Source organism: Stenotrophomonas sp. AC248 (assembly GCF_979258185.1).
Map to the genome: position 1 here is coordinate 138,557 of NZ_OZ409840.1, position 24,863 is coordinate 163,419.

A 24,863-nucleotide genomic window follows, 5' to 3' on the forward strand; every position below is an offset into this window, starting at 1 on the left:
GGGAAGTCACTGCGGGCACCAATACTCCGCCGGTCCTCCACTACCCCGTCGACCCATGCGCGCTTCCGGCCACGCCCCCCGTGTTTCCCTGCTTGCTGTGTTGCTCACCGCTGCCGTCCAGGCCATGGCCGCCGAACCTGCACCTGCCGACGATGCACGCACGCTGGACCAGGTACAGGTGATCGGCCAGGCCACCAGCTACGCCACGACCACGGTGAGCCAGGAAACCCTCAACCGCCAGCAGGTCATCAGCAGCGTCAACAACGCGCTCAATGAACTGCCGGGCGTGGTGGTGAGCGAAGCCGATGCCACCGGCTCGTCGGTATGGGGCACGCAGATCAGCATGCGCGGCTTTGTGACCAACCGCGACACGCAGCAGATCGGCACCACCATCGACGGCCTGCCCAACGGTGGCTCCGGCTATGGTGGCGGCTCGCTGGCCAACCGCTACATCGACACCCTGGATCTGGAGACCGTCGAGGTGAGCCAGGGCACCGCCGATATTTCCTCGCGGTCCAACGAGGCGCTGGGCGGCACCCTGAACTTCCTCACCAGCGACCCGCTGGCCGAACAGCGGCTGCGCATGGTGGTCGGTGGCGGCGACCACGACGCGCGCAAGTACTATGTGCGCTACGACACCGGCCTGCTCGGTGGACATACCCGCGCCTGGGTGAGCGCGTCCTCGGCGCGCGTGAATGACTGGATCGACGGCACCGGCCATGTCAGCAACGACAACCTGGCCGCGAAGTTCGTGACCGAGCTCGACCGCTGGACGCTCAGTGGCTACGCCTCCTACAACGACGCTGACGAACCGGAGTACACCAGCGTCACCCCGGCGGCCTTTGCGACCAACCCCGACCGCGATGGCCTCACCGGCACGCTCACCGGCATTCCCTACCTGGACCAGAACTTCCGCTCCGGTTCGCGCGCGCTGCGTGAAAACACCTTCGGCTACCTGCGCGGGGCGTTCGACAGCGGCAACGGCTTCAAGGCCACGCTGACCGGCTACGCGCACAAGATGGAAGGCCGCGGCGACTGGCTGCCGCCGTACCTGGTGCAGGCACGCAACGATGGCGCTGGCCGGCCCGAATCGGAGTACCTGGGCGGTAGCACCGTGTATGGCGGCAGCGCGCTGGGCCAGTTCTACTTCGTCAATCCCGATGGCAGCGCCGCGCAGATGCGCGCCGGCTGCGTGCCGCGCGCCGGCTTCAGTGCCGAGTACGACCCCAACTGCTACGCCGCCGGCGTACAGGGCGTGCAGTCCTACCGCCATTCGCACTACGACAACGACCGCGCCGGTGCCACCGCCGACGTGGAATGGAAGCAGACGCTGGGCAGCGTGGACAACACCGTGCGCGGTGGTGTGTGGGTGGAGCAGTACGACCGCAGCGTGCGCCGCGACTGGCACCGCCTGCTCAACGTGGGCACCGACATCGGCTTCGATCACCAGCCGTACTGGGTGCAGTTCGAAGACCGCTACAAGACCAGCGAGCAGATGTACTACGTGGAAGACGTGGCGCGCTTCGGTCCGTTCAGTGCGCGCGTGGGCGTCAAGCAGTTCTTCGTCGACCAGAAGCGCAACCGCGTGATCGGCAATGCCGAAAGCGTGCGGTCGGATTCCAAGTCCGACCCGCTGCTGTCGGCCGGTGCCACCTGGACGTTGCCGGTCGACGGCCTGGAGCTGTTTGGCGGCTACTCGCAGAACTTCGCCGCCATTCCGTCCGGCGTGCTCGGTGAAACCGATGCGCAGCGCTTCGCCCGGGTCGAACCGGAAACCGCCGACAACATCGAGCTGGGCCTGCGCGTGAGCCGCTGGCCCTTGACCGGCTCGTTGACCCTGTACAACATCAAATTCGACAACCGCATCGTCTACCTGCCCGCACGGCTGGCCGACGGTATCGACTATCTGGACGAAACCGATGGTGTCTACGAGAACTTTGGTGGCGTGGAAAGCACCGGCCTGGAAGCGGCGCTCGGCTATGGCTGGGACAACGGCTGGCGCATCAATGGGGCCTACACCTACAACCGCTCCAAGTACCTGGGCAGCGGCAATGCCGCGCGCGATACCGAGCTGGGCATCGTCGACGGTGCCCAGGTGATCGGCCAGCCCAAGCACGTGCTGGTGGTATCGGCCGACTGGCAGGGCGACAGCTGGAACGCCGGCATTTCCGGACGCTACCTGGGCGAACGCTACCTGGATGCGTCCAATACCGCCAAGCTGCCGTCGGCCACGGTGTTCAATGCCAACATCGGTTTCGACCTGCAGAGCTTGTCGCCCCGGCTCAAGGGCGTGGGCGCCAGCCTGGTGGTGAGCAACCTCACCGACCGCAGGTACCTTGCCGGCGTGGACGGCAGCAACTCGGCCTTCATCGGCGCGCCGCGTACCGTCGGGTTCTCGGTGCGGGTCGACCTGTGAGTCCAGCGCGGCCACCACTGACCGACCCGGTACGCCGCCGCCTGCTGCAGGGCGGCCTGGGGGCCGGTGTGGCCGCGCTGCTGCCCAGCATCGCGCGGGCGGCGGCGATCGCCCCGCATGCACGCAGCGGCAGCCTGGAGGACGTGCAGCACATCGTGGTGTTCATGCAGGAGAACCGGTCGTTCGACCACTACTTCGGCACGTTGCCCGGTGTGCGCGGGTTCGGCGACCGCTTCGTCGCGCCGGCCCCACCGCTGGCGCCCGGGCAGCCGCCGCGCACGCTGTGGCTGCAGCCCAATGCCGCCGGCACGCGCGGCATCACGCCGTTCGCGCTGGATACCGCCGCGCAGTTCGGCCTGATGCGCGTGGAAGGCACCCCGCACACCTGGCCCGACGCGCAGCGCGCCTGGGACCACGGGCGCATGGCGCACTGGCCGGCTGCCAAGCAGGACCACGCGATGGGCTACTTCCGCCGCGACGACATGCCGTTCCAGTTCGCGCTGGCCGAGGCATTCACCGTGTGCGATGCCTACCACTGCGCGATGCAGGCCGGCACCAATCCCAACCGCCTGTTCCTGTGGACCGGCCACAACGACCCGCACGCCCGTGCGGGCGGCCCGGCCGTGGCCAACTCGCACGACAACTTCCCCGAGCTGGGCGGCCACCCGGCGTCGTACACCTGGACCACCTACGTCGAACGCCTGCAGCAGGCCGGCGTGCGCTGGCAGATCTACCAGGACATGGCCGACAACTTCACCGACAACCCCTTGGCCGGCTTCGCGCCGTTCCGCCAGGCCTGGCGCGGCGCGCCGGGGCATGATGCGGCGCTGCGCGCGCGTGGGGTGAGCACGCGCGGGCTGGCCCAGCTGCGCGAGGACGTGCTGAAGGGGCAGCTGCCGCAGGTCAGCTTCATCATCGCCGATGCCGCCGGCAGCGAGCACCCCGGCCCCTCCAGCCCGGCCCAGGGCGCGGCCTACACCGCGCGCGTGCTGGACGCGCTCACCGCCGACCCGGCGGTGTGGAGCCGCACCGCGCTGTTGCTGATGTTCGACGAGAACGACGGCTTCTTCGACCACATGCCGCCCCCGGCACCGCCGTCGCGCGATGCCTCGGTGGACGGTGGCTGGGCCGGTGCATCGTCGGTGTCCACCGACGGCGAATACCACCAGCATCCGTCGCCTGGCAACGAAACGGCCGATCCGCTGGACCTGCGCGGCCGCCCGTACGGTCTGGGCCCGCGGGTGCCGCTGTATGCGATCTCGCCGTGGAGCCGTGGCGGCTGGGTCGACTCGCAGGTGTACGACCACACCTCGGTGATCCGCCTGATCGAACGCCGCTTCGGCGTGGCCGCGCCGGAACTGTCGCCGTGGCGCCGCGCGGTGTGTGGCGACCTCACCGGTGCATTCGATTTCTCGCAGCGCGACACGCGGCCCTTCGTGGCCTCGCTGCCGGCCACGGCCGCGGTGGCCGCACGCGCGGCGGCCCTGCCGGGCCGTACCGTGCCGGTGCTGCCCGAGGGCCTGCAGCCGGCACGGCAGGAACCCGGGGTGCGCCCGGCACGCGCGCTGCCGTATCGCCCGCAGGTCGATATCGCGCTGGACGACGACCACGTCCGCCTCGACCTGGCCTGCGATGGCGCCGCAGCGGTACTGCACGTCTACGACCGCACGCAGTTGGGAGCGATCCCGCGCCGTTACACGCTGGCCCCGGGCATGCCGCAGCACGCGCGCTGGGCGATGGATGCGCAGCGCGGCTACGACCTGTGGCTGCTCGGCCCCAACGGCTTCCACCGCCACTACCGCGGCCAGCCCGGCACGGCCGCGCCGCTGCAGGCACGCATCGACCGCGACGGCGACCGCCTGCAGCTGTGGCTGCACAACCCCGGCACGGCGGCGCTGGCGGTCAGCGTGCGCCCGGGGGCCTATGTCGATGCCGCCCCGGACAGGCAGCTGCAGCTGGCGCCCGGTGCGCGCACCGCACTGCACTGGGACGCCGCCGCCAGTGGCGGCTGGTACGACCTGCATGTCGAGCAGCCCGGGGCCTCCCAGCGTCTTGCGGGGCGCGTGGAAGACGGCCGCTCGGGCAGCACCGACCCGGCCATGGGCACCGAGCCGATGCGCCTGCTGCTGGACTGACGGCTACGCCGGTGCGCTGTCAGGCGGGACCGCGGGCGGCCGATTCGATCATCTTCCAGCCGTTGCCGGACGGATCGCGGAAACCGGCATCCACCGTGCCGTAGCGCTCCACCGGCGCCTGGGTGAATTCGACGCCGGCCGCGCTCAGCCGCTGGTAGGCCGCACGGCAGTCGTCCACGGCCAGCACCAGGGCCGGCATGGCGCCCTTGGCCACCAGTGCCGCCAGGGCCTGCGCGGTGGCGGCGTCATGCACCGGCGGACCCGGCACGAACAGGCCCAACTGGAACGCGGGCTGGTCCGGGTGCTGCACCGTCAGCCACCGGTAGGCGCCATTGCGCACGTCGGTGTGGATCTTGAACCCCAGCGCGTCGACGTAGAACGCCACCGCTTCGTCCTGGTCGCGCACGTACACGCCGACCACCTCGATACCCTGTGTCATGGAACCTCCGTTGGTTGAGGCTCTGTTGTACCGGCCCCTTCGCGCTGGCGCTTCTCCGAAACTGAGGTGGTGAGGTCCGGGCGCCGGGCGGCGCGCAGGATGCACTCGGGGGTGCTGCCCGGTGACGCCTGCGCCGGTGCCGTACCGCGCAGGTCGCCGGGACACTGCCCGGTGATGTCGCGGAACACCCGGCCGAACGTGCCCAGACTGCTCCAACCGGTCTGGTAGGCGATCTCGGTGATGGGCAGGTCGGTGTCGCGGCACAGCGCCACCGCCCGCTCGATGCGGCGGCTCAGCAGGTAGCGGTGCGGCGGCAGGCCGAAGGCCAGCCGGAACTGGCGCGCGAAGTACGCCTCGGAGGTGGCGCCCACCGCGGCCAGGCGCCGGACCGGCCAGGCCTCGTGCGGTGCCTGGTCCATCCGGTCCTTGGCCCGCAGCAGGCGTCGCAGCAGTGCAGGACTCTGGGTCATGGGCTTCCTCCGCCCGGCGATGCTACGACCGGGCGCGTCCGCCAGCAAGGCGCCGTCAGCGGCGCTGCATGGCGCCCGGTGCCTCGTCTGCTGCCGTCCAGGCGCGCAGGCCCATCACCGCCAGCCCGACGAACACCAGGTACAGCCCGGCGGTGACGTCCAGCGACTTGACCAGGTACATGCCCACATAGACCACGTCGACGATGATCCACAGCCACCACGTGGCGATATGGCGGCGTGCCTGCCACCACTGCGCCACCAGGCTCAGCGCGGCGAGCATGGCATCCAGCCAGGGCAGCGCGGCATCGGTCCAGGTGTGCATGGCGGCGCCCAGCGCGATGCCGAACACCACGCCCAGACCAAGATCGCGCAGCAGCTGCCGGCGCGGCAGTGGCGCGATCACGATCGCACCGTCCTGCTGCGCGTGCCGGCGCCAGCTCAGCCAGCCGTACAGCAGGAAGCCGCCGAACACGACCTGCAGCAGCGTGTCCGAATACAGCTTGGCCTCGATGAACACCACCGCATACAGTGCCACCGCCACCAGCCCCACCGGCCAGGCCAGCATGCGCCGGCGCGCCATCAACCACACCCCGAGGATGCTGGTGGCTACCGCCGACCATTCCAGGATCGCCGCGTTCATAGCCCGAACGTCACCGACAACCGGGCCTGGCGCGGCGCACCGGCGAACAGGTAGTAGTCGCCGGCGGTGCTGCCGGTATCGCGCCAGTAGAAGCGGTCGAACACGTTGTCCACCGACAGGTTCCAGGTCACCGGATGGTCGGCCAGCGCGTGCTTGAAGCGCAGGCCCAGGTCGACCACGTGGTAGGCCGGTGCGCGCACGCTGCCATCCACCGTGGCGGCGTTGGCCGAGGCGTAGCGCCAGCCGCCGGTGAGCGACAGCCCGCTGGCGAACGGCAGCGCGTAGTCGGCATGCACGCTGGCGCGCAGCTTGGGCACGTTGACCAGCTGGTGGCCTTCATACAGCGCGGTGCCACTGCTGCGCGCGCGCGCCTGCAGCGCGCTGACGCTGGCGTTGAGCACCAGGCCGTCGGCAACACGGCCATTGGCGGTCAGTTCCAGCCCGGTGTGGGTCTGCTGGCCTTCGGCCACGAAGGTGTAGCCGGCGTCGCTGCTGTCCGGCTTGGCGTACTGGAACGGCTGCGAGGTGCGGAACAGCGCCGCGCCCAGGGTCAGCGCGTCGGCGGCGGCGTACTTGATGCCCACTTCGGTCTGCCGCGACAGCACCGGCGCCAGGAACGCGCCGTCGTTGGAGGTCCAGAACGGGGCTTCCTGGCCCAGCGAAATGCCGCGCACGTAGCTGGCGTAAACATTCACCTGCTCGGTTGCCTTCCAGACCAGCGCGGTCTGCGGCAGGAAGCGCGACAGCGTGCTTCGGCGCTCGGGGTTACCGCGCTTGTCGAACGCGCGCTCATCCAGGCGCACGAACCGGCCACCGGCCAGCCACTGCCAGGCATCGCCGAACTGCATGCGGTCCATCGCGAACACGGCCGTCTGCGCGCTGTCCAGGCGGCGCACCGAGGGGCCGGGCTGCAGCGGCGACGGCGCGAACACCGGCACCTGCGCGTCGTGGATGTTGGCCGTGCCGACGTACTCGTTGACGTTGCGGCGCTTGTCGATGGTGCGCTCGAAGCGGTCCGCGCCGACGGTGAGTTCGTGGCCGACGCGGCCGGTGTCGAAGCTGCCGCGCAGTTCGGCGCGTGCCTCCAGGTTGCGGCGGGTGTCGTCGGGGCTGCGGTAGTCGTAGATGTCGTAGTCGCCGTTGGGCGCGAAGTAGTTGCCCGGCACGCTGCCATCGGCACACTGCGCGGCGTAGTAGCAGCCGTAGGCGAAGGCCACGTTGTCATCGATCACCGAGCGGCTGTAGCCGGCCGACACGCGCGACTGCCACTGCGCGTTGAACTGGTAGGTGTGCAGTGCGGTGATGTTGGTGCTGTCGATGCCCACCGGCCGCTGCCACGGCTGGTAGCCCAGCATGTGCTCGCGGTCCACCCCGCGCGGCAGTTCGCGCGCGCCCAGCAGCTGGTAGCCGGAGGCCGAGCGCTGCGAGCTGGTCTGGTAGTTGGCATCGACCTCGAGCTTGCTGCGGTCGCTGATCAGCCAGTCGGTGGCCAGCGAGTAGAAATTGCGGCGGCCCTCGGCGTGCTCGATATACGAATCGCTGCCGTCCCACGCCGCGTTCACGCGCACGCCCAGGCGCGGGGTCAGCCAGTGGCCGACATCCACCGCGGCGTAGCGCGAGCCCTCCGAATCGGTGCCCAGGGTGACGTTGCGGACCTCGGTCGGGCGCTTGCCGACGTAGTTGATGATGCCGCCGGGCGCCATCACGCCGGCGGCAAGGCCGGCTTCGCCCTTCAGGATCTCCACCCGCTGCACGTTCTCCAGCGCCAGCCGCTGCTCGCCGGTGGTGCTCAGGCCGTTGAAGCGGTAACCGGTGCCGGTGTCCAGCGGGAAGCCGCGGATGGCGATGTTCTGGTAGTAGCCCACCGGGGCGTAGCTGTCGCCGAGCGAGGCGTCGCTGCGGGCCAGTTCGGACAGGCTGCGCACCTGGCGGCTGTCGAGCAGGTCGCGGTCGAGCACGGTCAACGAAGCCGGGGTGTCCTTCCAGTCGCCGCTGCCGAAGCTGGTGGTCTGCACGGTGTCGGCCACCGGCTGGCGGGCCTGCACGCGCACGGCGGCAAGCTCGGTCGGGGAACGGTCGGGCGCGTCCGGGGCGGCGTCGCTGGCATACAGCGGCAGTGCGGCGCACAGGGCGGCGGTCAGCAGGGCAGGGCGATAGCAGCGGTTCATTCGATTCGTCATCAGCCAGAAGAGACGAAGCGACGGCGCGCACGCACCGACCCATCCGGTCGTTGCGCCCACTGCACAAAGCTCCCTACGCCGGTATCAACCGGATCAGGTTCCAAGGGACTCTCTCAGCCTGGTTTTGTCCAGGCACCCCCGCTTCGGTGACCATTTCACCACAAACGGCCCCGTGATGCCCGCCACGGCTCAGGCGGCGGCGTGCAGCGCCTGGAGCAGGGCCTGGCCGTGGCGGCCCTTGAACCACAGCGCGTGGCCCAGCAGGAAGGTGTGATAGGCCACATCCGCATTGCCCGGCGAGGCGGTGATGCCGTTGAAGTACTCCACTTCGGACAGTGCAAAGTCCAGGTGCACGATGGGCAGCAGGTCGGCCAGCAGCTGCACCCGCGCGGCCGACACCGGCAGCACCTGCCGGTAGCCCTCGACCAGGGCCAGTGCAATGGCGATGCGCGCCGCATCGGTCTGCTGCTCCAGCGCCAGCCAGGCAATGGCATTGCGTTCGATCGCCGTGGCCAGGTCGAACAGCGCGCTGGTGGGCGAAGCCAGGCCGAAGTCGAACACGGTCTGCACCTGCGGGGCGTTGCTGTCGGCACGCCAGAGCAGGTTGGACACGTGCCAGTCGTTGTGGGCCCACAGCCGTGGCTCGGCGTGCAGGCGCCCGGCCAGGCCGGCGTGCCAGGGCAGCACCGCGCGCTGCAGGTCGTCCTGCCAGTGTTGCCGGGCCAGGTAGGCGGCCAGGCCGGGGCGCTGGCCCAGGTCGGCCTGCAGCGTCGCCAGCGGGTCGGCGGCGCGGATCAGGTCGTCGCGTGCCACCAGCAGGTGGGTGCTGCGCTGGGGCGCGTGGTAGCCGGCCGAAGCCTGGTGCAGGGTGGCCAGCATGCGCCCGGCCTCGCGTGCGGCGGCGGGGTCGGCCAGCGGTGTCCAGGACGGCGCATCGCGGTACAGATCCTGGCCGTCGCCCACGCTGTGCAGCTCGTAGGTCCAGCCGTCGTGTTCGGGGGCGGTCGCACCGTCGGCATCGCGCAGCACCTGCACCACGGGCACGCCGGCGGCCGCCAGGTGGGCGATGAAGCGGTGTTCTTCGCCCAGCGAAGCGGCGTCGCGCACGCTGTGGTGGTGGCGTTTGACGAATACCCGCCCGCGCCCGCTTTCCAGGAGGGCGGCCGCCGACAGGGGGCGCGGGCTGTGCCAGGCCACGCCGACCTCCGTGCCCAGCTGCGGGTAGCGCCCGCGCAGCCAGGCCACGTCGCGCGCATCGATGGCAGGCCAGTCGGCGGCCACGGCGTCGTTGTCCAGGCCTTGCACGAGGTGGGCGGTGTGGGTCATCGGCGAGCAGGCACAACGTGCGTCGGGGTGCGGGGCAGACAGGGTAGCCGAACGCACAACGGGCGGGTCATCGACCCGCCCGTTGAAGTCGCTGCACACGGTGGGGCGGTGTTTACCAGCCGCGGCCGTGCTGGCGGTCCCAGTTGCGGCGATCGCGCTGCTCGCGTTCCCAGCGGCCACGGTCGTTGCGACGGTCATAGCCGCGGTCATAGCCGTAGCGGCGGTCATGGCGACGATCGTCATAGCGGCGGTTGTCGTAGCCACGGTCGTACCGGTGGTCGCGCTTGTCGCGGGTGGTCAGGTTGCCGATGGCGCCGCCGGCCACCGCGCCGCCCACGGTGGCCGCCGTATCACCGTTGGAGAGCAGGTGGCCGGCCACGCCGCCCACCACCGCGCCTACCACGGTGCGCTTGTCCTTGCGGGACATCGCGCTGGCGTCGCCGACGGCGGCCAGGCCGACCGTCAGGGCCAGGGCCACGGCCAGGCCACGAAGGCTGAGTGCGGAAATGTTGAGCATGTTCGGTTCTCCAGTCGGGTACAGGCCACGCTGGGGTTCCAACATTGTCGGAACATTGCCGCGCGGCCCGGGTGGGTCTGCGTATTCATCTAGCGGCAATGCGGATGAAGCGAGGCTGAAAGTGCCGGTGCCCGCTCAGGGTCCAGCAAGGTCCGGCGCGGGGGTCAGATCTCGCCGTCGCGCAGGTAGTCAAACAGTTCGGCATCGCCCTTGAGGCCGAGCTTGAGCATTGCATCACCCTTCTGGCGGCTGATCGTGCTGACGCTCTTGTGCAGCTGCAGGGCGATCTCCTTCACGGTCTGGCCGCTGCCGAGCAGGCGCAGCACCTCGATTTCACGCGGCGACAGCGGCTTGGTACCGACGTCATCGACCGTGTTGGTGCCGATTGCGTCAATGCGTTCCTTCAGCGTGCGGCTCACATACGGCAGGCCGCGCTGCACGGTCTGGATCGCCAGCGGCAGCTCTTCCATCGAGGAGGTCTTGTCGACCAGCCCAAGCACGCCGGTGGAGGCCACCATGCGCAGGATGGCCAGGTTGTTGGACACGCTCAGCATCAGCACCGGCAGGTCGGGAAAGCGGCGCCGGATCATGCCGATCATGGTGAACCCGTCAGCCTGCTGGCTGCCGGGCATCGAGTAGTCTGTCACCAGCACATCGCAGGGCTCGCTGGCCAGCGCGGCCATCAATTCGTCGGCGCTGCTGGCCTCGGCCACCACCACGCCCACGCCGCTGGATTCGATCACCGCCTTGGTGCCGATCCGGACCACCGGGTGGTCGTCGGCGATGATGATGCGAAGTGTCATGGGCTGGTATGGTTGCCGGGGCGGATGCCGCACGGGCCAGGCCGTGGGCGAGAGATCATTCTACGGAGATGGGACTGCATGCGTACTCCGGTTGTCCGCTGGCTGCTGCTGATCGTCCTGGCCTGCGTGCCGATGCTGGCCGCAGGGGCCGATGCACCCGCCACCGGCCCGACGCTTTCGCCTCGCCAGAGTGAATGGCTTGGTCGGCACCCTACCATCATCCTTGGCCTGTACGACAGCGGCTGGCCGCCGTTCGAATCGATTCGGGACGGTCGGGTGGAGGGGTTGGGCTACGACTACATGACGCTGGTCGCACAACGACTGGGCGTGCAGGTGGAGGTACGCCGCTACAACGGGTGGAGCCAAGTGCTGGACGCCGCCTGCCGCGGCGAAGTGGATGTGGTGATGAACATCACCCTCACCGCAGACCGCACGCTGTGCATGGTGTACACCCGCGGCTACGTCGACGCGCCACTGGCGGTGGTCGGCCGACTGGACGATACCCGGACCTCGACCGATCCGGACCTGCAGGGCCTGCGCGTGGTGACCGAGCGCGACTTTGTGACCAGCAGCCAGGTGCGCGCGCGGTTTCCGTCGGCGCGTCAGGTCGATTCGAATGACACCCTGAGCGCGCTGCGCATGGTCGCCCATGGCGAGGCCGACGTGTACATCGGCAACGCCTATGTCGCCAGCGCATTGATCCGCGCCCACGGGCTGGATCCGGCCACCCTGTTGCGGCCCAGCGACCTGCCGCCCGAGCGCCTGCACTTCGGCGTGCCCCACGCCAAGCAGCCGTTGGCCGAAGCCATGGACAGCGTGCTGGCCCAGCTTTCGCAAGCCGACCGCGATGCACTTGCGCGGCGCTGGCTGTCGCCACTGAGCTGGTCCAGCCAGTCGCGGTTGATCCTGGGCAACGCGGAGAAGCGCGTGTTGTCGCGCTCGCTGCGCATGGGTTTTGCGCCCAATGCGGTCCCGCTGGCCTTCATCGATCGCGGCGGCCAGCCCAGCGGCGTGGCAGGTGACTATCTGCGCCAGTTGCGGCTTGTCGGCGCCCACCTGGTGAATGTCCCCGCCTACGACTGGTTCGAGGTGCGCGAGCAGGCGCGCAAGGGCGAGGTCGACGTGATCATGGGCGTTCCCAATGATTCGGCCTATCTGGGCCGCGACTGGGTGTTCAGCCAACCCTTCATCACCGTGCCCAATGTGATCGTGGTGGGCAGCGACAGCCCGGCGGTACTGGGCCTGGATGACCTGGATGGGCGCAGCATCCTGCTGTCCGATCCGGACCGTCTACGCGGCTATGTGCTGCAGCGCGCGCCGAACGCCCGGATCGTGCCGGCGCGCAGTGCCGAGCAGGCGCTGGCACGGCTGGCCGATGGCGACGCCGACGCGTATGTCGGCAACCTGGCCATGGTTGACCGGCTCGTGCGCGAACGCTATCCGGCGCAGTTGCATGTCACCGCCCCGGCCGGGTTCAACGACGCGCTGTCGCTGGCGGTGCGGCGCGAATATGCGCCACTGGCCACCACCTTCGATCGCGTGCTGGTGGGCATGACCCCGCGCGAACACGAAGCGATCCGCAGTGATTGGCTTGCCGCCGAGTACCGCAACGAGCTGGATTGGCGGTCGATCGCGCGCTGGGCCGTGCCGCTGGCCCTGGTGTTGCTCACCGCCATCCTGGTGCACGGCTGGGGGCATTGGCGGCTACGTCGTGAAGTGGCCATGCGGCGCAGCCTGGAGCAGCGCCTGGCCGATGTCACCGACAACCTGCCCGCGACGGTCTACCAGGCGCGACGTGACAGCAGGGGCCGGTTCTCCTTCCCGTACATCGCCGGTGACATGGAAGCCCTGTTCGGACTGACCGTGGCCGACGCCATGGCCGACGAATCCCGCGTGATGGCTCAGATTGATCCGCAGGATCGCCAGCGTGTGCGGCATGCCCTGGATCAGGCGTCGCGCGATTTCGCGCCACTGGACATGGAGTTCCGTACCAGCCCCCATGGTGACGTGCGCTGGGTGCGGTCGCGCGCGTTGCCCTATGCCATCGACGATGGCGCCATGCTGTGGAGTGGCTATTGGGTCGACGTCACCGAGGCACGCGCGCAGGCCGATGCGCTGGCCGTCGCCAAGGCGGCGGCCGAGCGCGCTGCGGCCGCCAAGGCCGACTTCCTGGCCACGATGAGCCACGAGATCCGCACCCCCATGAGTGGCGTGCTGGGCATGGTGGAAGTGCTCTCGCACACGCCCCTGGATGGTGAGCAGCGGCGCATCATCGCGGTGATCGAGGACTCGGCGCAGATGCTGCGGCACATCCTCGATGACATCCTGGACTATTCGCGCATCGAAGCCGGCGGGCTGCGCCTGGAGCTGCAGCCGGTGGGCCTGCGCGGCCTGCTCGACAATGTGCGGCAGCTGCTGTCGCCACAGGCATCGGTCAAGGGCCTTGCACTGCAGCTGCACGTCGAGCCGGGGGTGGCGGCCATGCACCTGGGTGATGGCATGCGGTTGCGCCAGATCGTGTTCAACCTGCTCAGCAACGCCATCAAGTTCACCGAACAGGGGCGGGTGTCCATGGTCCTTGCCGTCGCGCGCGAGGAAGATGGCGCGCAATGGCTGCGCCTGGCCGTGACCGACAGCGGCATCGGCATCTCTGACGAACAGCGCGAGCGCTTGTTCAAACCCTTCGCCCAGGCCGATGCCGCCATCTCCCGCCAGTACGGCGGCACCGGGCTGGGCCTGAGCATCTGCCAGCGTCTGGTGGCGTTGATGGGCGGTCAGCTGGACCTGTCCAGCGTGCCTGGCGAAGGCACCGAGGTGGTAGTGCAGCTGCCGCTGCCGGTGGTGCCGGCCGCCGAACCGCACGACGCGGCGGCGGGTAGCGAGCCTGCGCCGGATACCCTGCCGGAGACGCTGCGCCGGCGTCGCATTCTGGTGGTCGAAGACCACCCCACCAACCAGGCGTTGATGCGATGGCGGCTGCAGCAGCTGGGCCTGACCCACGAGGTGGCCGTGCACGGGCAGGCGGCGCTGGACCTGCTGGAGGATGCCGCCTTCGACCTGGTGATCACCGACTGCCGGATGCCGGTGCTGGATGGCTATGCCATGACCCGGCGCCTGCGCGAACGCGAGCGGGAACGTGGCACGCCGCGCGTGCCGGTGGTGGCGCTGACCGCCAGTGCGCTGGCCGAGGATCTGCAGCGCTGCCGCGAGGCCGGCATGGACGACCTGCTGGCCAAGCCGGTGGCGCTGGCCACGCTGCGGCAGATGCTGCTGCGCTGGCTGCCGGCCGACGGTGACGTGCCGGTCGACGCGACGATGGCGTCGGCGTCGGCACTTCCCGCCCCGGTACCGGCGGCCCCGAGCCGCGAGGCGATCACCCAGCGTTTCGGCTCGGCGCACGTGGCCGATGTGATGATCCAGAGCATGCTAAGCACCACCGAGGACGATCTGCAGCGCGGCCAGCTGGCTCGCGCTCAAGGCGACAGTGCGACGGTGGGCGACGTGCTGCACCGGATCGTCGGTGGGCTGGGCACGCTGGGCGCCACCACCCTGGCCGAACAGGCCCGTGCGCTGATGCAGCATGTCCAGGAGGATGGCGTGGACGCGTGCACCGCACAGCTGGATGCATTCGAACACGACCTGCGGAGCTATCTGGCGTCGCTGCAGGCCACGTGATGGCTGCAGCGCGGCTCAGCGCGCCTGTTGCAGGTACTCGATCACCTGCCTGCGCCGCTCCGGATCGGCCGTGGCGTTGAGCATGCGCGAACCGGGCACCACGCTGGCCGGTGCGCGCAGGAACGCATCCAGGGTCGTCTCGTTCCAGGTGAGGTCGGCCTGGCGCATGGCGTTGGAATAGGGGTAGTCGCCCAGGCTGCCGGCACGCCGCCCGATCACGCCGTGCAGGTTGGGGCCGAAGCGGTGCACGCCCCCGGGGGTGACGGTGTGGCAGCCGGCGCAGATCGCGAACGCGCGCTGCAGCTGCTGCTGGTGCTGTTGTTCGGGCGTCTGCGGCGCGCGCGCGCAGGCGGCCAGCCCCAGGCAGGCAACCAGCACACAGCACAGGCGCAGCAACGGCATCGTCGGACTCGTCGGGCAAGGGCAAGCGCAGATGATAGCCAGCGCCCGCGCCGCCGCGGCCTGCGACCAAAGGCCGCAGGCCGGGTGCCTCACATGCCGGTGTAGTTCGGGCCGCCGCCGCCCTGCGGGGTCACCCACACGATGTTCTGGGTGGGATCCTTGATGTCGCAGGTCTTGCAGTGCACGCAGTTCTGCGCGTTGATCTGCAGCTGTTCGCTGCCCTGCGCACCCACGAACTCGTACACGCCGGCAGGGCAGTAACGCGCTTCCGGGCCGGCGTATTCGGCCAGGTTGACCTGCACCGGCACGCTGGCGTCCTTCAGCGTGAGGTGGCTGGGCTGGTCCTCGGCATGGTTGGTGCTGCTCAGGAACACCGAGCTGAGCCGGTCGAAGGTGAGCACGCCATCGGGCTTGGGATAGACGATTCTGGTGTGCTTGTCCGCCGGTTCCAGGCAGGCATGGTCCGGCGTGCTGTGGCGCAGCGTCCACGGCGGGTTGCGGATGCCCAGCTTGGGCAGCAGCCACTGCTCGATGCCGGTCATCAGCGTGGCCACGGTCTGGCCCTTCTTGAACCACTGCTTGAAGTTCTTGGACTGCTTGAGCTCGTCATGCAGCCAGCTGCTGTCGAACGCGGCCGGGTAGGCGCTCAGTTCGTCGTGCTGGCGGTCGGCCGCCAGCGCATCGAAGGCGGCATCGGCAGCCAGCATGCCGGTCTTGATCGCGGCGTGGCTGCCCTTGATCCGGCTGACGTTGAGGTAGCCGGCTTCGCAGCCCACCAGCGCGCCACCGGGGAACACGGTCTTGGGCAGCGACATCAGGCCACCGGCGGTGATCGCGCGGGCGCCGTAACCGATGCGCTTGCCGCCTTCCAGGTGCTTGCGGATGGACGGGTGGGTCTTGAAGCGCTGGAACTCTTCGAACGGGCTCAGCCACGGGTTCTTGTAATCCAGGCCGACCACGTAGCCGATCGATACCTTGCCACCGTCGGCGTGGTACAGGAACGCGCCGCCGTAGGTGTCGTTGTCCAGCGGCCAGCCGGCGGCGTGCACCACCAGGCCCGGCTCATGCTTGGCCGGGTCGATCTGCCACAGCTCCTTGATGCCGATGCCGTAGGCCTGCGGGTCCTTGCCGGCATCGAGCTGGTAGCGGGCGATCAGCTGGCGGCCGAGGTGGCCGCGCGAGCCTTCGGCGAAGATCGTGTACTTGGCATGCAGTTCCATGCCGCGCTCGAAGTTCGGGCCGGGCTGGCCGTTCTTTTCGATGCCCATGTCGCCGGTGGCCACGCCCATCACCGCGCCGTCGGCGGTGTACAGCACTTCGGCGGCGGGGAAGCCGGGGAAGATCGACACTTCCAGCGCTTCGGCCTGCTGGGCCAGCCAGCGGGTGACCTCGCCCAGGCTGACGATGTAGTTGCCGTCGTTGTGGAAGCACTCGGGCAGCAGCGCGTGCGGGGTGCCGCGCGCGCCGGTTTCACTCAGGAACAGGAACGCGTCGCGGGTGACCTTCTGCTTCAGCGGTGCGCCGCGCTCGGCCCAGTCCGGGAACAGTTCGGTGAGCGCGCGCGGGTCCATGATGGCGCCGGACAGGATGTGCGCGCCGGGCTCGGAGCCCTTTTCCAGGATGCATACCGACAACTCGCGGCCGGCCTCGATGGCGCGCTGGCGCAGGCGGATCGCGGTGGCCAGGCCGGCGGGGCCGGCACCGACGATCACCACGTCGAATTCCATGGCTTCACGCGGGGGCAGGGCGGGGATCTGTTCGCTCATGGGGGTGCGTAACTCTTGGGTAGTACCGTCGGCCGGAGCCGGCGGCGGTTGCCTGGGAATCGCGCGCGGGACACACGGCGCAACGGCTGGATCAGATGAGCAGGGTACCGGGACGCGGCGTTTACGCCTAGATCGCCGACGTTGGCACCACGTCGCCACACCGTTCGCGGGTGTTTTTGTTGCGCTGCATCAATGCACGGATGCGCGCGCGGCGCGCGTGCTGTCGCCCGGTTTCACGCGCTGGCTTCGAACCCGGCGTGGTAGCGCACGTCGGCATCGGGGCTGTCGCCGCGCAACCGGCGCGCCTGGAAGAACGCGGCCGGGATGCCCGGCAGGCGCAGGCGCGGGTCGGCTTCGAACCCGAACCGCCCGTAGTAGCCCGGATCGCCCAGCACCACGCAGCCGGCGGCCTGGCGCTGCTGCAGGGTCTCGATCGCGGCGTGCATCAAGGCGCTGCCGATACCGCGACCCTGCTTCTCCGGTGCCACCGAGATCGGCCCCAGCCCGTACCAGTGCAGGCTGCCGTCGCTGAGCTGCACCGGCGACAGCGCCAGGTGGCCCACGATGCCATCGTCGTCTTCGGCCACCAGCGACACCGCCAGCGCGCCGGCATCGCGCAGCGCATCGACGATGAACTGTTCGGTGCCGCTGCTATGCGGGGCGTCGGCGAAGGCCGCGCGGGTGAGGGCATGGATGGCATCCCGGTCGGCGGGGTGTTCGTCGCGGATCCGCATGTCCGGCTCCTGTACGAGGGAAGCCACAGTGTAGGCCGTGCTGCGGCGTGCCTTGGCCCGGCGCGGCGCAGCGACCACAATGGCCCCCTGTTTGATCGCCATCACGCCCGGGTAGCCATGTCACTGAATCCGTATGACCTGTTTGATGTCCGCTCCCTGCTCAGCGACGAGGAGCGCGCCGTGCAGGCCACGGTGGCGCGCTTCACCGACGAGCGCGTGCTGCCGATCATCGGCGACGCCTTCGACCAGGGGCGCTTCCCGGATGAGTTGATTCCGGAGATCGCCGCGCTGGGCCTGCTCGGCTGCAGCCTGCCCGAGCAGTACGGCGGCGGCGGGCTCAACGCGGTCAGCTACGGGCTGATCTGCCAGGAACTGGAACGCGGCGATTCGGGCCTGCGCAGCTTCGTGTCGGTGCAGAGCTCGCTGTGCATGTACCCGATCTTTGCCTACGGCAGCGAGGAGCAGCGCACGCGCTGGCTGCCCGACATGGCCGCCGGCAAGGTGATCGGATGCTTCGGCCTGACCGAAGCGCACGGCGGCTCCGACCCGGCGGCGATGAAGACGCGCGCGGTGCGCGACGGCGGCGACTGGCTGGTCAACGGCAGCAAGATGTGGATCACCAGCGGCCCGGTGGCCGACATCGCCATCGTCTGGGCACACACCGAAGACGGCATTCAGGGCTTCGTGCTGGAAAAGGGCATGGCCGGCTTCACCACGCAGGAAATCAAGCACAAGATGAGCCTGCGCGCCTCGCTCACCGGCGCGCTGTTCTTCGACAACGTGCGCGTGCCCGAGCGCAACCGCCTGCCCAACGTGCAGGGCCTGAAGGGCCCGCTGGGCTGCTTGAACCAGGCGCGCTACGGCATCAGCTGGGGCCCGATCGGCGCGGCGGTGGCCTGCCTGGACGAGGCGCTGAACTACACCAAGCAGCGCGTGCTGTTCGGCCGGCCGGTGGCGGCCACGCAGAGTGCACAGATCAAGCTGGCCGACATGGCCCGGCGCATCACCACCGCGCAGCTGCTGGCCTTGCAGCTGGGCCGGTTGAAGGACGCCGGCCAGCTGCAGCCGCAGCAGGTCAGCCTGGCCAAGTGGAACAACTGCCGCATGGCCATCGACATCGCCCGCGAATGCCGCGACCTGCTCGGCGGCGCCGGCATCACCACCGAACACATGGCGATCCGCCACGCGCTGAACCTGGAATCGGTCATCACCTACGAGGGCACCGAAACCGTGCACCAGCTGGTGATCGGGCGGGAGCTGACGGGTATCAACGCGTTCTAGGGTGTCGGCGGTGTCGGGAGCCGGCCAGCGGCCGGCACTACCGTTGAAGGGGTCACCTGACCAACGGTCAGGTGCTACGCGGCCGGCAGGTGTACGCGGCCGGTAAATGCCTGCATCGCCGGTAGGTGCCGACCGTTGGTCGGCACGGCGTCCTATTCCCCGCCGGCAAACCCGTTCTGCCGCCAGGCCTCGTACATCACCACGGCGACCGTGTTGGACAGATTGAGGCTGCGGTTGTCCGGCTGCATCGGCAGGCGCAGGCGCCGGCCATCGGGAAGCGCGTCGAGCAGGTCCTGGGGCAGCCCGCGGGTTTCCGGGCCGAACAGAAAGGCATCGCCGTCGGCGAACTGCGGGGTGTCGTAACGCACGCTGCCGCGGGTACTCAGGGCAAACAAGCGCTTGGGTGCAATGGCCTGCAGGGCGGTATCCAGGTCGGGATGTACCTGCAGTCGAGCGTATTCGTGATAGTCCAGGCCGGCGCGCTTGAGCTGCTTGTCGCTCAGGTCGAAACCGAGCGGCTCGATCAGGTGCAGCCGCGCGCCGGTGTTGGCGCAGAGGCGGATCACATTGCCGGTGTTCGGCGGAATTTCGGGTTGGAACAGGATGACGTGGAACGTGGGCGCGGTCATGGCCGCAGTTTACGCGGCTGCTGCGTATTACCGCAGCAACCGATTACGGACGGACCAGCACCTGGGCAGCGGTTTCCAGCGCCAGGGCCTGCAGATCGGCGGCCGACGGGCGCACCTGCAGAGCCGGCAGATTGACGATCACGTCGCGGGCAACGGCGGTGGCAGCGGCGGCCAGCGTGGCCACGTAATCGCGGTGGGTCACCTGCTCGGCCGCCAGCGCCTGGTACTGCTCGGCGGTCGGACGGACTTCGACGGCGGCCAGCGTGGTCACGCGGCGGCTGCCGGCCAGCTCGGCGCGGTAGTCGGCGATCAGGCCGGCGCCCGGGCGGACTTCCACCAGCGACAGGGTCGGAATGGCGCTGGTGCGCTCGATCTCGGCCTGGGCGATCTGGTCGGCCGACGGACGCACCTGCACGGTGTCCAGGGTGGTGATGGTGGCGGCCTGCACGTTCGAAGCAAACGCGGCGCCGGCGGCGAGGGCGATGGCAATGGCGAGGGTCTTGGTGTTCATGGCGGGCCTGTTTAGTGTTGGTGGGCAGTGGTGTGGTAGTAAGGTAGTACACCGATTCGGGGCATGCAAGAACAATTTCAACTTTTTCGTTTCGGTTCATCGGGCAGTCATGTTGGATCTGTTCCTGCCTTTGCCACAGCCAGTACCAAGCAGGTGCCGTGCCAACTTTTTCTCGTTGATTCGTAAGGGTTTTTCGCCACTGACGGGGTGTCCGCTGTCCGGACACCTGTCCGATGGCGGTGCGCCGGTGTCCGCGCCCAGGCGTTCAGGCAGGGCCGAGCTGACCGCTGCCTTGGCCTTCAACCCCGAAAACACCCACGGGACCCGCAGTGACTGTTGGCCGATGCCGCAGGCGCCCGTCACGCGCTAGGATCGGCCTTCACTTTCATGACCAAGGAACCGGAATGACCGTCCAATTTCGCCCGCGTGCCGCGCTGCTGGCTGTAGCGCTCTCCGCCGCCCTGGGCAGCGTCGTGCCGGCCCCTGCGCTGGCCAAGCCCGCCACGCCGGCCAAGGTCGACATTCCGTTCGAGCAGTTCACCCTTCCCAATGGCCTGCGCGTGGTGGTGCACACCGACCGCAAGGCGCCGATCGTGGCGGTCAACGTCTGGTACCACGTGGGCAGCAAGGACGAACCGGCCGGTCGCACCGGCTTTGCGCACCTGTTTGAACACCTGATGTTCCAGGGCAGCGAAAACCACGACGGCGAATATTTCGAACCCTTCAAGCAGGTCGGTGTGACCGGCCAGAACGGCACCACCAATACCGACCGCACCAACTACTTCGAGAACGTGCCCACCACCGCGCTGGACATGGCGCTGTGGATGGAGTCCGACCGCATGGGCCACCTGGTTGGCGCGATCGACCAGGCCGCGCTCGACGAACAGCGCGGCGTGGTCCAGAACGAGAAGCGCCAGGGCGAGAACCAGCCCTATGGGCAGGTGTGGGACAAGCTGACCCGCGCCATGTACCCGGAGGGCCACCCGTACCACCACGGCGTGATCGGTTCGATGAACGATCTCAACGCCGCATCGCTGGATGACGTCAAAACCTGGTTCCGCACCTGGTACGGCCCCAACAACGCGGTGCTGGTGCTGGCCGGCGACATCGACGTGGCCACCGCCAAGGAAAAGGTCGCCCGCTACTTCGGTGACATCCCGGCCGGCCCGACCATGGCCCAGCCCAAGGTGGACGTGGCCCAGCGCGAGAAGAGCACCCGCGAGGTGATGACCGACAAGGTGCCGCAGGCGCGCATCTACCGCGCCTGGAACGTGGCCCAGGTCGGCACCACCGACATCGACCAGCTGCAGCTGTTTGCCCAGGTGCTGGGCGGGGCCAAGTCCTCGCGCCTGGACCAGCGCCTGCTGCACCAGGACAAGCTGGTGGACAACATCAGCGCCGGTGCCTACAGCTCGCAGCTGGGCTCCAACTTCGTGGTGATGGCCACGGTCAAGCAGGGCGTGGACCCGGCCAAGGTGGAGGCGATCATCGATGAAGAGATCAAGCGCCTGGCCAAGGACGGTCCCACCGCCGACGAACTGAGCCGCGGCAAGACCGCCTTCCGCGCCGGCTTCATCCGCGGCATCGAGCGCATCGGCGGGTTCGGCGGCAAGGCCGACGCGCTGGCCGAGTGCACCGTGTTCGAAGGCGACCCGGGCTGCTTCCGCCGATCGCTGGCCAACATCGACGCGGCCAGCGCCGCCGACGTGCGCGCGGTGGGCGCCAAGTGGCTGGGCGTGGGCGACCACACCATCGTGGTGGAACCGGGCGCGCGCGTGGCGCTGGCCGAACTGCCGTCGCAGTCGCCCAAGCCGTTCACCGTGCCGGCCGTGGATACCAAGTACACCACCCTGCCCAAGCAGGTCGACCGCAGCACCGGCGTACCGCAGACCAAGACCTTCCCGGAACTGAAGTTCCCGCAGCTGCACCGCGCCACGTTGAAGAACGGCACCAAGGTGATCCTGGCCGAGCGCCACGACATCCCGGTGGTGCAGTTCAGCTATGAGTTCCCCGGTGGCTTCACCGCCGACCAGGGCCGCAAGCAGGGCACCGCCAACTTCACCATGGACCTGATGGGCGAAGGCGCCGGCAAGCTCGGCGCGCTGCCCTTCGCCAACGCCGCCGACGCACTGGGTGCCACCCTTGGCGCCTCGGCGTCGCTGGACAGTGCCAGCGTCTACCTGTCGGCCTTGAAGGAAAACCTGGCGCCGTCGCTGGCCCTGTACGCGGACATGCTGCGCCAGCCGCGCTTCGAGCAGGGCGAGATCGACCGGGTCAAGGCGACCTGGATCGCCGGCATCCAGCAGGAAAAGGTCAACCCCAGCGCGGCCGCGATGCGGGTCATGCCCACCCTGCTCTACGGCGCCGGGCATCCGTATGCCATTCCGTTCACCGGCAGCGGCAACGAGGCGGACATCCAGTCGCTGACCCGCGACGACCTGGTCAGCTTCCACCGCGACGCGCTGCGCCCCGAACAGGGCACCCTGATCGTGGTGGGTGACACCACCCTGAAGGACATCGTGCCGCTGCTGGAGCGCCAGTTCGGTGACTGGAAGAGCACCGGCACCGCGCCGCAGGTCAAGGCACCGGCCGACGTGGCCCGTCCCACCCACGCCCGCGTGTACCTGATCGACCAGCCCGGCGCGGTGCAGGCCAACCTGTTTGCCAGCCAGCTGGTGCCCTCGGCGATGGACCCGGGCAGCACCCGCTTCGACATCGCCAACGGCGTGCTGGGCGGCGACTTCACCTCGCGCTTGAACATGAACCTGCGCGAGGAGAAGCACTGGTCCTACGGCGCCGGCAGCAGCGCCCCGTCCACGCTGGGCCAGCGTCCGTGGGGCGCGCGTGCCCCGGTGCAGATCGACAAGACCGCCGAGTCGATGCAGGAACTGCAGAAGGACATCCGCGACTTCGCCAGCGGTGCCAAGCCGGCCACGGCGGCGGAAGTGGCGCGCATCCGCAACATCCAGACGCTCAGCCTGCCCGGTGCCTATGAGACCGCCAGCGCGGTGCTCGGGACCATCAGCAGCATCGTGCGTTACCAGCGCCCGGACGATTACGTGTTCAAGCGCAAGGCCGAGATCGAGGCGATGACCCCGGCGCAGGTGCAGCAGGCCGCCGCCACGCTGGACCCCAACACCCTCACCTGGGTGGTGGTCGGCGACCTGAAGCAGACCGAGAAGGAAGTCCGCGCGCTGAACATCGGCGAGGTCCACGTGATCGACGCCGACGGCAAGGAAACGGCTCCGGCCGCCACCCCCGCCGCCCGGTAGTGCCGGCCGCTGGCCGGCTCCACGCGATCCCAACCCAAGGTAATGCCGGCCCCAGGCCGGCACCCTCGACAACGCCACCCGATGGGGTGCCGGGCCACCGCCCGGCACCCCATCACCCCCGATTCAGCCGTTTCCCGCACACTCCTTTCTCGTCGCCCAGCCAGGTTTCCCACATGCGCGTTCTTCTGCTTTCCCTGCTCACCCTCAGCGCCACCGCCTGCACCTGGGTGCCGATCGAACCGGTGGGCAAGACCGTGCGCGTGCTGCCGGCCGGGCAGGTGCCCAGCGGCTGCCAGACCAAGGGCGAGGTGGTGGTGACGGTCAAGAGCAAGGTGGGCTTCTACAACCGCAACCCCTTGCGCGTGCAGGAAGAACTGGAAACCCTGGCACGCAATGAAGCCCCCAGCGCCGGGGCCAATGCGGTCCAGGCCGCCGGCCAGCCGGCCGATGGCAGCCAGCGCTTTCTGGCCTTCCAGTGCCCGCCGCGCTGAACCCTTCAGGCCGCCCGGCCGCACCATACGCCCGGGCGTGAATTCGTAAAGGTGCGGTGAAGGCAGCGCCGGCTTACAATAGCGCCCCCTTTGCCTGAGCCTTGGCGCTAACTGATGCTCTTCAAGAATGTCTCTATCGCCGGCCTGGCGCACATCGACGCGCCGCACACGCTGACGTCCAAGGAAATCAACGAACGTCTGCAGCCGACGCTGGATCGTCTGGGCATCCGTACCGACGTGCTCGGCGACATCGCCGGCATCCACGCCCGCCGCCTGTGGGACGCGGACATGCTCGCCTCCGACGCGGCCACCCTGGCGGCCCGCAAGGCGCTGGAAGACGCCGGCATCGGCGCCGACAAGATCGGCCTGCTGGTCAACACCTCGGTCAGCCGCGACTACCTGGAGCCGTCCACGGCCAGCATCGTCTCGGGCAACCTGGGCGTGGGCGACGAATGCATGACCTTCGACGTCGCCAATGCCTGCCTGGCCTTCATCAACGGCATGGACATCGCTGCGCGCATGCTTGAGCGCGGTGAGATCGACTACGCCCTGATCGTCGATGGCGAAACCGCCAACCTGGTCTACGAGAAGACCCTCGAGCGCATGGCCCTGCCGGGCGTGACCGCCGACGACTTCCGCAACGAGATGGCCGCCCTGACCCTGGGCTGCGGTGCCGCTGCCATGGTGATGGCGCGTACCGAGCTGGTGCCCGATGCCCCGCGTTACCGGGGTGGCGTGACCCGCTCGGCCACCGAGTGGAACCAGCTGTGCCGCGGCAACCTGGACCGCATGGTCACCGACACCCGCATGCTGCTGATCGAAGGCATCAAGCTGGCGCAGAAGACCTTCGTCGCCGCGCGCGAAGCGCTGGGCTGGGCGGTGGACGAACTGGACCAGTTCGTCATCCACCAGGTCAGCCAGCCGCACACCGCCGCGTTCATCAAGAACTTCGGCATCGACCCGAAGAAGGTCATGACCATCTTCGGCGAGCACGGCAACATCGGCCCGGCCTCGGTGCCGATCGTGCTGAGCAAGCTCAAGGAGCTGGGCCGCCTGAAGAAGGGCGACCGCATCGCGCTGCTGGGCATCGGTTCGGGCCTGAACTGCTCGATGGCCGAAGTGGTCTGGTAAGCAGACCGCTGCGTTGATTCCAAGGGCCGGTACTACCGGCCCTTT

At 69.0% G+C, this 24,863-nt stretch carries 19 protein-coding genes and 1 riboswitch; of the genes, 7 read left to right on the forward strand and 12 right to left on the reverse strand.

All coding sequences use genetic code 11. The annotated features are described in order from the left end of the window. Window positions 1–55: 55 nt before the first annotated feature. The gene (locus tag ACZ0AE_RS00600; RefSeq protein WP_463600137.1) at window positions 56–2,416 is read left to right on the forward strand and encodes a TonB-dependent receptor; all 2,361 of its coding nucleotides are present in this window, start codon (window positions 56–58) and stop codon (window positions 2,414–2,416) included. Window positions 2,417–2,433: 17 nt separating this feature from the next. Continuing rightward, entirely contained in the window at window positions 2,434–4,551 is a 2,118-nt protein-coding gene (locus ACZ0AE_RS00605; protein WP_463602042.1) for a phosphocholine-specific phospholipase C, read from the forward strand. A 19-nt stretch (window positions 4,552–4,570) separates the two neighbouring features. Here ACZ0AE_RS00605 and ACZ0AE_RS00610 read toward each other — a convergent pair whose 3' ends face one another. From ACZ0AE_RS00610 to ACZ0AE_RS00640, 7 genes are all read right to left on the reverse strand, one after another. Further along, on the reverse strand, window positions 4,571–4,990 hold the full coding sequence (locus ACZ0AE_RS00610; protein WP_463600138.1) for a VOC family protein: 420 nt from the start codon (window positions 4,988–4,990) through the stop codon (window positions 4,571–4,573). Continuing rightward, window positions 4,987–5,460 (reverse strand): helix-turn-helix transcriptional regulator, encoded by a 474-nt coding sequence (locus ACZ0AE_RS00615; protein WP_463600139.1) that lies wholly within the window; start codon window positions 5,458–5,460, stop codon window positions 4,987–4,989. The genes ACZ0AE_RS00610 and ACZ0AE_RS00615 overlap by 4 nt, the downstream gene beginning before the upstream one ends. A gap of 55 nt (window positions 5,461–5,515) precedes the next feature. Then, window positions 5,516–6,100 (reverse strand): nicotinamide riboside transporter PnuC, encoded by a 585-nt coding sequence (gene pnuC, locus ACZ0AE_RS00620; protein WP_181406194.1) that lies wholly within the window; start codon window positions 6,098–6,100, stop codon window positions 5,516–5,518. Next, entirely contained in the window at window positions 6,097–8,268 is a 2,172-nt protein-coding gene (locus ACZ0AE_RS00625) for a TonB-dependent siderophore receptor (RefSeq protein WP_463600140.1), read from the reverse strand. The genes pnuC and ACZ0AE_RS00625 overlap by 4 nt, the downstream gene beginning before the upstream one ends. A 65-nt stretch (window positions 8,269–8,333) precedes the next feature. Continuing rightward, window positions 8,334–8,430, reverse strand: a riboswitch (TPP riboswitch). Window positions 8,431–8,469: 39 nt separating this feature from the next. Continuing rightward, on the reverse strand, window positions 8,470–9,606 hold the full coding sequence (locus ACZ0AE_RS00630) for a phosphotransferase enzyme family protein (protein WP_463600141.1): 1,137 nt from the start codon (window positions 9,604–9,606) through the stop codon (window positions 8,470–8,472). Window positions 9,607–9,718: 112 nt separating this feature from the next. After that, complete coding sequence (locus tag ACZ0AE_RS00635; protein WP_038691231.1) at window positions 9,719–10,123, reverse strand: glycine zipper 2TM domain-containing protein; 405 nt, start codon at window positions 10,121–10,123, stop codon at window positions 9,719–9,721. Between the two features lie 164 nt (window positions 10,124–10,287). Then, entirely contained in the window at window positions 10,288–10,926 is a 639-nt protein-coding gene (locus ACZ0AE_RS00640) for a response regulator (protein WP_448132717.1), read from the reverse strand. 78 nt (window positions 10,927–11,004) lie between these two features. On the opposite strand from ACZ0AE_RS00640, the gene ACZ0AE_RS00645 reads away from it, so the two are divergent. Beyond that, complete coding sequence (locus tag ACZ0AE_RS00645; protein ID WP_463600142.1) at window positions 11,005–14,601, forward strand: ATP-binding protein; 3,597 nt, start codon at window positions 11,005–11,007, stop codon at window positions 14,599–14,601. Window positions 14,602–14,616: 15 nt separating this feature from the next. On the opposite strand, the gene ACZ0AE_RS00650 is transcribed toward ACZ0AE_RS00645, so the two are convergent. The 3 genes from ACZ0AE_RS00650 to ACZ0AE_RS00660 form a co-directional block, all read right to left on the reverse strand. Further along, window positions 14,617–15,003, reverse strand: coding sequence for a c-type cytochrome (locus ACZ0AE_RS00650; RefSeq protein ID WP_463600143.1), 387 nt, complete (start codon window positions 15,001–15,003; stop codon window positions 14,617–14,619). Window positions 15,004–15,092: 89 nt separating this feature from the next. After that, window positions 15,093–16,769, reverse strand: a complete 1,677-nt coding sequence (locus ACZ0AE_RS00655) for an electron transfer flavoprotein-ubiquinone oxidoreductase (RefSeq protein ID WP_463600144.1) — start codon at window positions 16,767–16,769, stop codon at window positions 15,093–15,095. A 233-nt stretch (window positions 16,770–17,002) separates the two neighbouring features. Next, window positions 17,003–17,503, reverse strand: a complete 501-nt coding sequence (locus ACZ0AE_RS00660; protein WP_463600145.1) for a GNAT family N-acetyltransferase — start codon at window positions 17,501–17,503, stop codon at window positions 17,003–17,005. 117 nt (window positions 17,504–17,620) lie between these two features. On the opposite strand from ACZ0AE_RS00660, the gene ACZ0AE_RS00665 reads away from it, so the two are divergent. Further along, window positions 17,621–18,784, forward strand: a complete 1,164-nt coding sequence (locus tag ACZ0AE_RS00665; protein WP_038691223.1) for an acyl-CoA dehydrogenase family protein — start codon at window positions 17,621–17,623, stop codon at window positions 18,782–18,784. Window positions 18,785–18,936: 152 nt separating this feature from the next. Here the strand turns inward: ACZ0AE_RS00665 and trmL are convergent, their stop codons facing one another. Then, complete coding sequence (gene trmL / locus ACZ0AE_RS00670) at window positions 18,937–19,413, reverse strand: tRNA (uridine(34)/cytosine(34)/5-carboxymethylaminomethyluridine(34)-2'-O)-methyltransferase TrmL (RefSeq protein ID WP_448135010.1); 477 nt, start codon at window positions 19,411–19,413, stop codon at window positions 18,937–18,939. Window positions 19,414–19,456: 43 nt separating this feature from the next. Beyond that, window positions 19,457–19,924, reverse strand: a complete 468-nt coding sequence (locus ACZ0AE_RS00675) for an XAC0231 family protein (RefSeq protein ID WP_448132722.1) — start codon at window positions 19,922–19,924, stop codon at window positions 19,457–19,459. Window positions 19,925–20,328: 404 nt separating this feature from the next. Here ACZ0AE_RS00675 and ACZ0AE_RS00680 point away from each other — a divergent pair, with 404 nt between their 5' ends. The 3 genes from ACZ0AE_RS00680 to ACZ0AE_RS00690 all read left to right on the forward strand — a co-directional run bounded on the left by ACZ0AE_RS00680 (window position 20,329) and on the right by ACZ0AE_RS00690 (window position 24,818). Then, the gene (locus ACZ0AE_RS00680) at window positions 20,329–23,196 is read left to right on the forward strand and encodes a M16 family metallopeptidase (RefSeq protein WP_463600146.1); all 2,868 of its coding nucleotides are present in this window, start codon (window positions 20,329–20,331) and stop codon (window positions 23,194–23,196) included. Window positions 23,197–23,369: 173 nt separating this feature from the next. Further along, a complete protein-coding gene (locus ACZ0AE_RS00685) occupies window positions 23,370–23,687 on the forward strand; it encodes a DUF4156 domain-containing protein (RefSeq protein ID WP_137191338.1) in 318 nt (105 codons plus the stop codon). Between the two features lie 114 nt (window positions 23,688–23,801). Next, on the forward strand, window positions 23,802–24,818 hold the full coding sequence (locus tag ACZ0AE_RS00690; protein ID WP_038691210.1) for a 3-oxoacyl-ACP synthase III: 1,017 nt from the start codon (window positions 23,802–23,804) through the stop codon (window positions 24,816–24,818). Window positions 24,819–24,863 lie beyond the last annotated feature (45 nt).

What these genes read in the sequence shown, in the direction of transcription:
- ACZ0AE_RS00600 (WP_463600137.1), top strand. Translation starts at nt 56, where the DNA reads ATGCGCGCTTCCGGCCACGCCCCCCGTGTTTCCCTGCTTGCTGTGTTG.
- ACZ0AE_RS00610 (WP_463600138.1), bottom strand. Translation starts at nt 4,990, where the DNA reads ATGACACAGGGTATCGAGGTGGTCGGCGTGTACGTGCGCGACCAGGAC.
- ACZ0AE_RS00615 (WP_463600139.1), bottom strand. Translation starts at nt 5,460, where the DNA reads ATGACCCAGAGTCCTGCACTGCTGCGACGCCTGCTGCGGGCCAAGGAC.
- pnuC (WP_181406194.1), bottom strand. Translation starts at nt 6,100, where the DNA reads ATGAACGCGGCGATCCTGGAATGGTCGGCGGTAGCCACCAGCATCCTC.
- ACZ0AE_RS00625 (WP_463600140.1), bottom strand. Translation starts at nt 8,268, where the DNA reads ATGAACCGCTGCTATCGCCCTGCCCTGCTGACCGCCGCCCTGTGCGCC.
- ACZ0AE_RS00630 (WP_463600141.1), bottom strand. Translation starts at nt 9,606, where the DNA reads ATGACCCACACCGCCCACCTCGTGCAAGGCCTGGACAACGACGCCGTG.
- ACZ0AE_RS00635 (WP_038691231.1), bottom strand. Translation starts at nt 10,123, where the DNA reads ATGCTCAACATTTCCGCACTCAGCCTTCGTGGCCTGGCCGTGGCCCTG.
- ACZ0AE_RS00640 (WP_448132717.1), bottom strand. Translation starts at nt 10,926, where the DNA reads ATGACACTTCGCATCATCATCGCCGACGACCACCCGGTGGTCCGGATC.
- ACZ0AE_RS00645 (WP_463600142.1), top strand. Translation starts at nt 11,005, where the DNA reads ATGCGTACTCCGGTTGTCCGCTGGCTGCTGCTGATCGTCCTGGCCTGC.
- ACZ0AE_RS00650 (WP_463600143.1), bottom strand. Translation starts at nt 15,003, where the DNA reads ATGCCGTTGCTGCGCCTGTGCTGTGTGCTGGTTGCCTGCCTGGGGCTG.
- ACZ0AE_RS00655 (WP_463600144.1), bottom strand. Translation starts at nt 16,769, where the DNA reads ATGAGCGAACAGATCCCCGCCCTGCCCCCGCGTGAAGCCATGGAATTC.
- ACZ0AE_RS00660 (WP_463600145.1), bottom strand. Translation starts at nt 17,503, where the DNA reads ATGCGGATCCGCGACGAACACCCCGCCGACCGGGATGCCATCCATGCC.
- ACZ0AE_RS00665 (WP_038691223.1), top strand. Translation starts at nt 17,621, where the DNA reads ATGTCACTGAATCCGTATGACCTGTTTGATGTCCGCTCCCTGCTCAGC.
- trmL (WP_448135010.1), bottom strand. Translation starts at nt 19,413, where the DNA reads ATGACCGCGCCCACGTTCCACGTCATCCTGTTCCAACCCGAAATTCCG.
- ACZ0AE_RS00675 (WP_448132722.1), bottom strand. Translation starts at nt 19,924, where the DNA reads ATGAACACCAAGACCCTCGCCATTGCCATCGCCCTCGCCGCCGGCGCC.
- ACZ0AE_RS00680 (WP_463600146.1), top strand. Translation starts at nt 20,329, where the DNA reads ATGACCGTCCAATTTCGCCCGCGTGCCGCGCTGCTGGCTGTAGCGCTC.
- ACZ0AE_RS00685 (WP_137191338.1), top strand. Translation starts at nt 23,370, where the DNA reads ATGCGCGTTCTTCTGCTTTCCCTGCTCACCCTCAGCGCCACCGCCTGC.
- ACZ0AE_RS00690 (WP_038691210.1), top strand. Translation starts at nt 23,802, where the DNA reads ATGCTCTTCAAGAATGTCTCTATCGCCGGCCTGGCGCACATCGACGCG.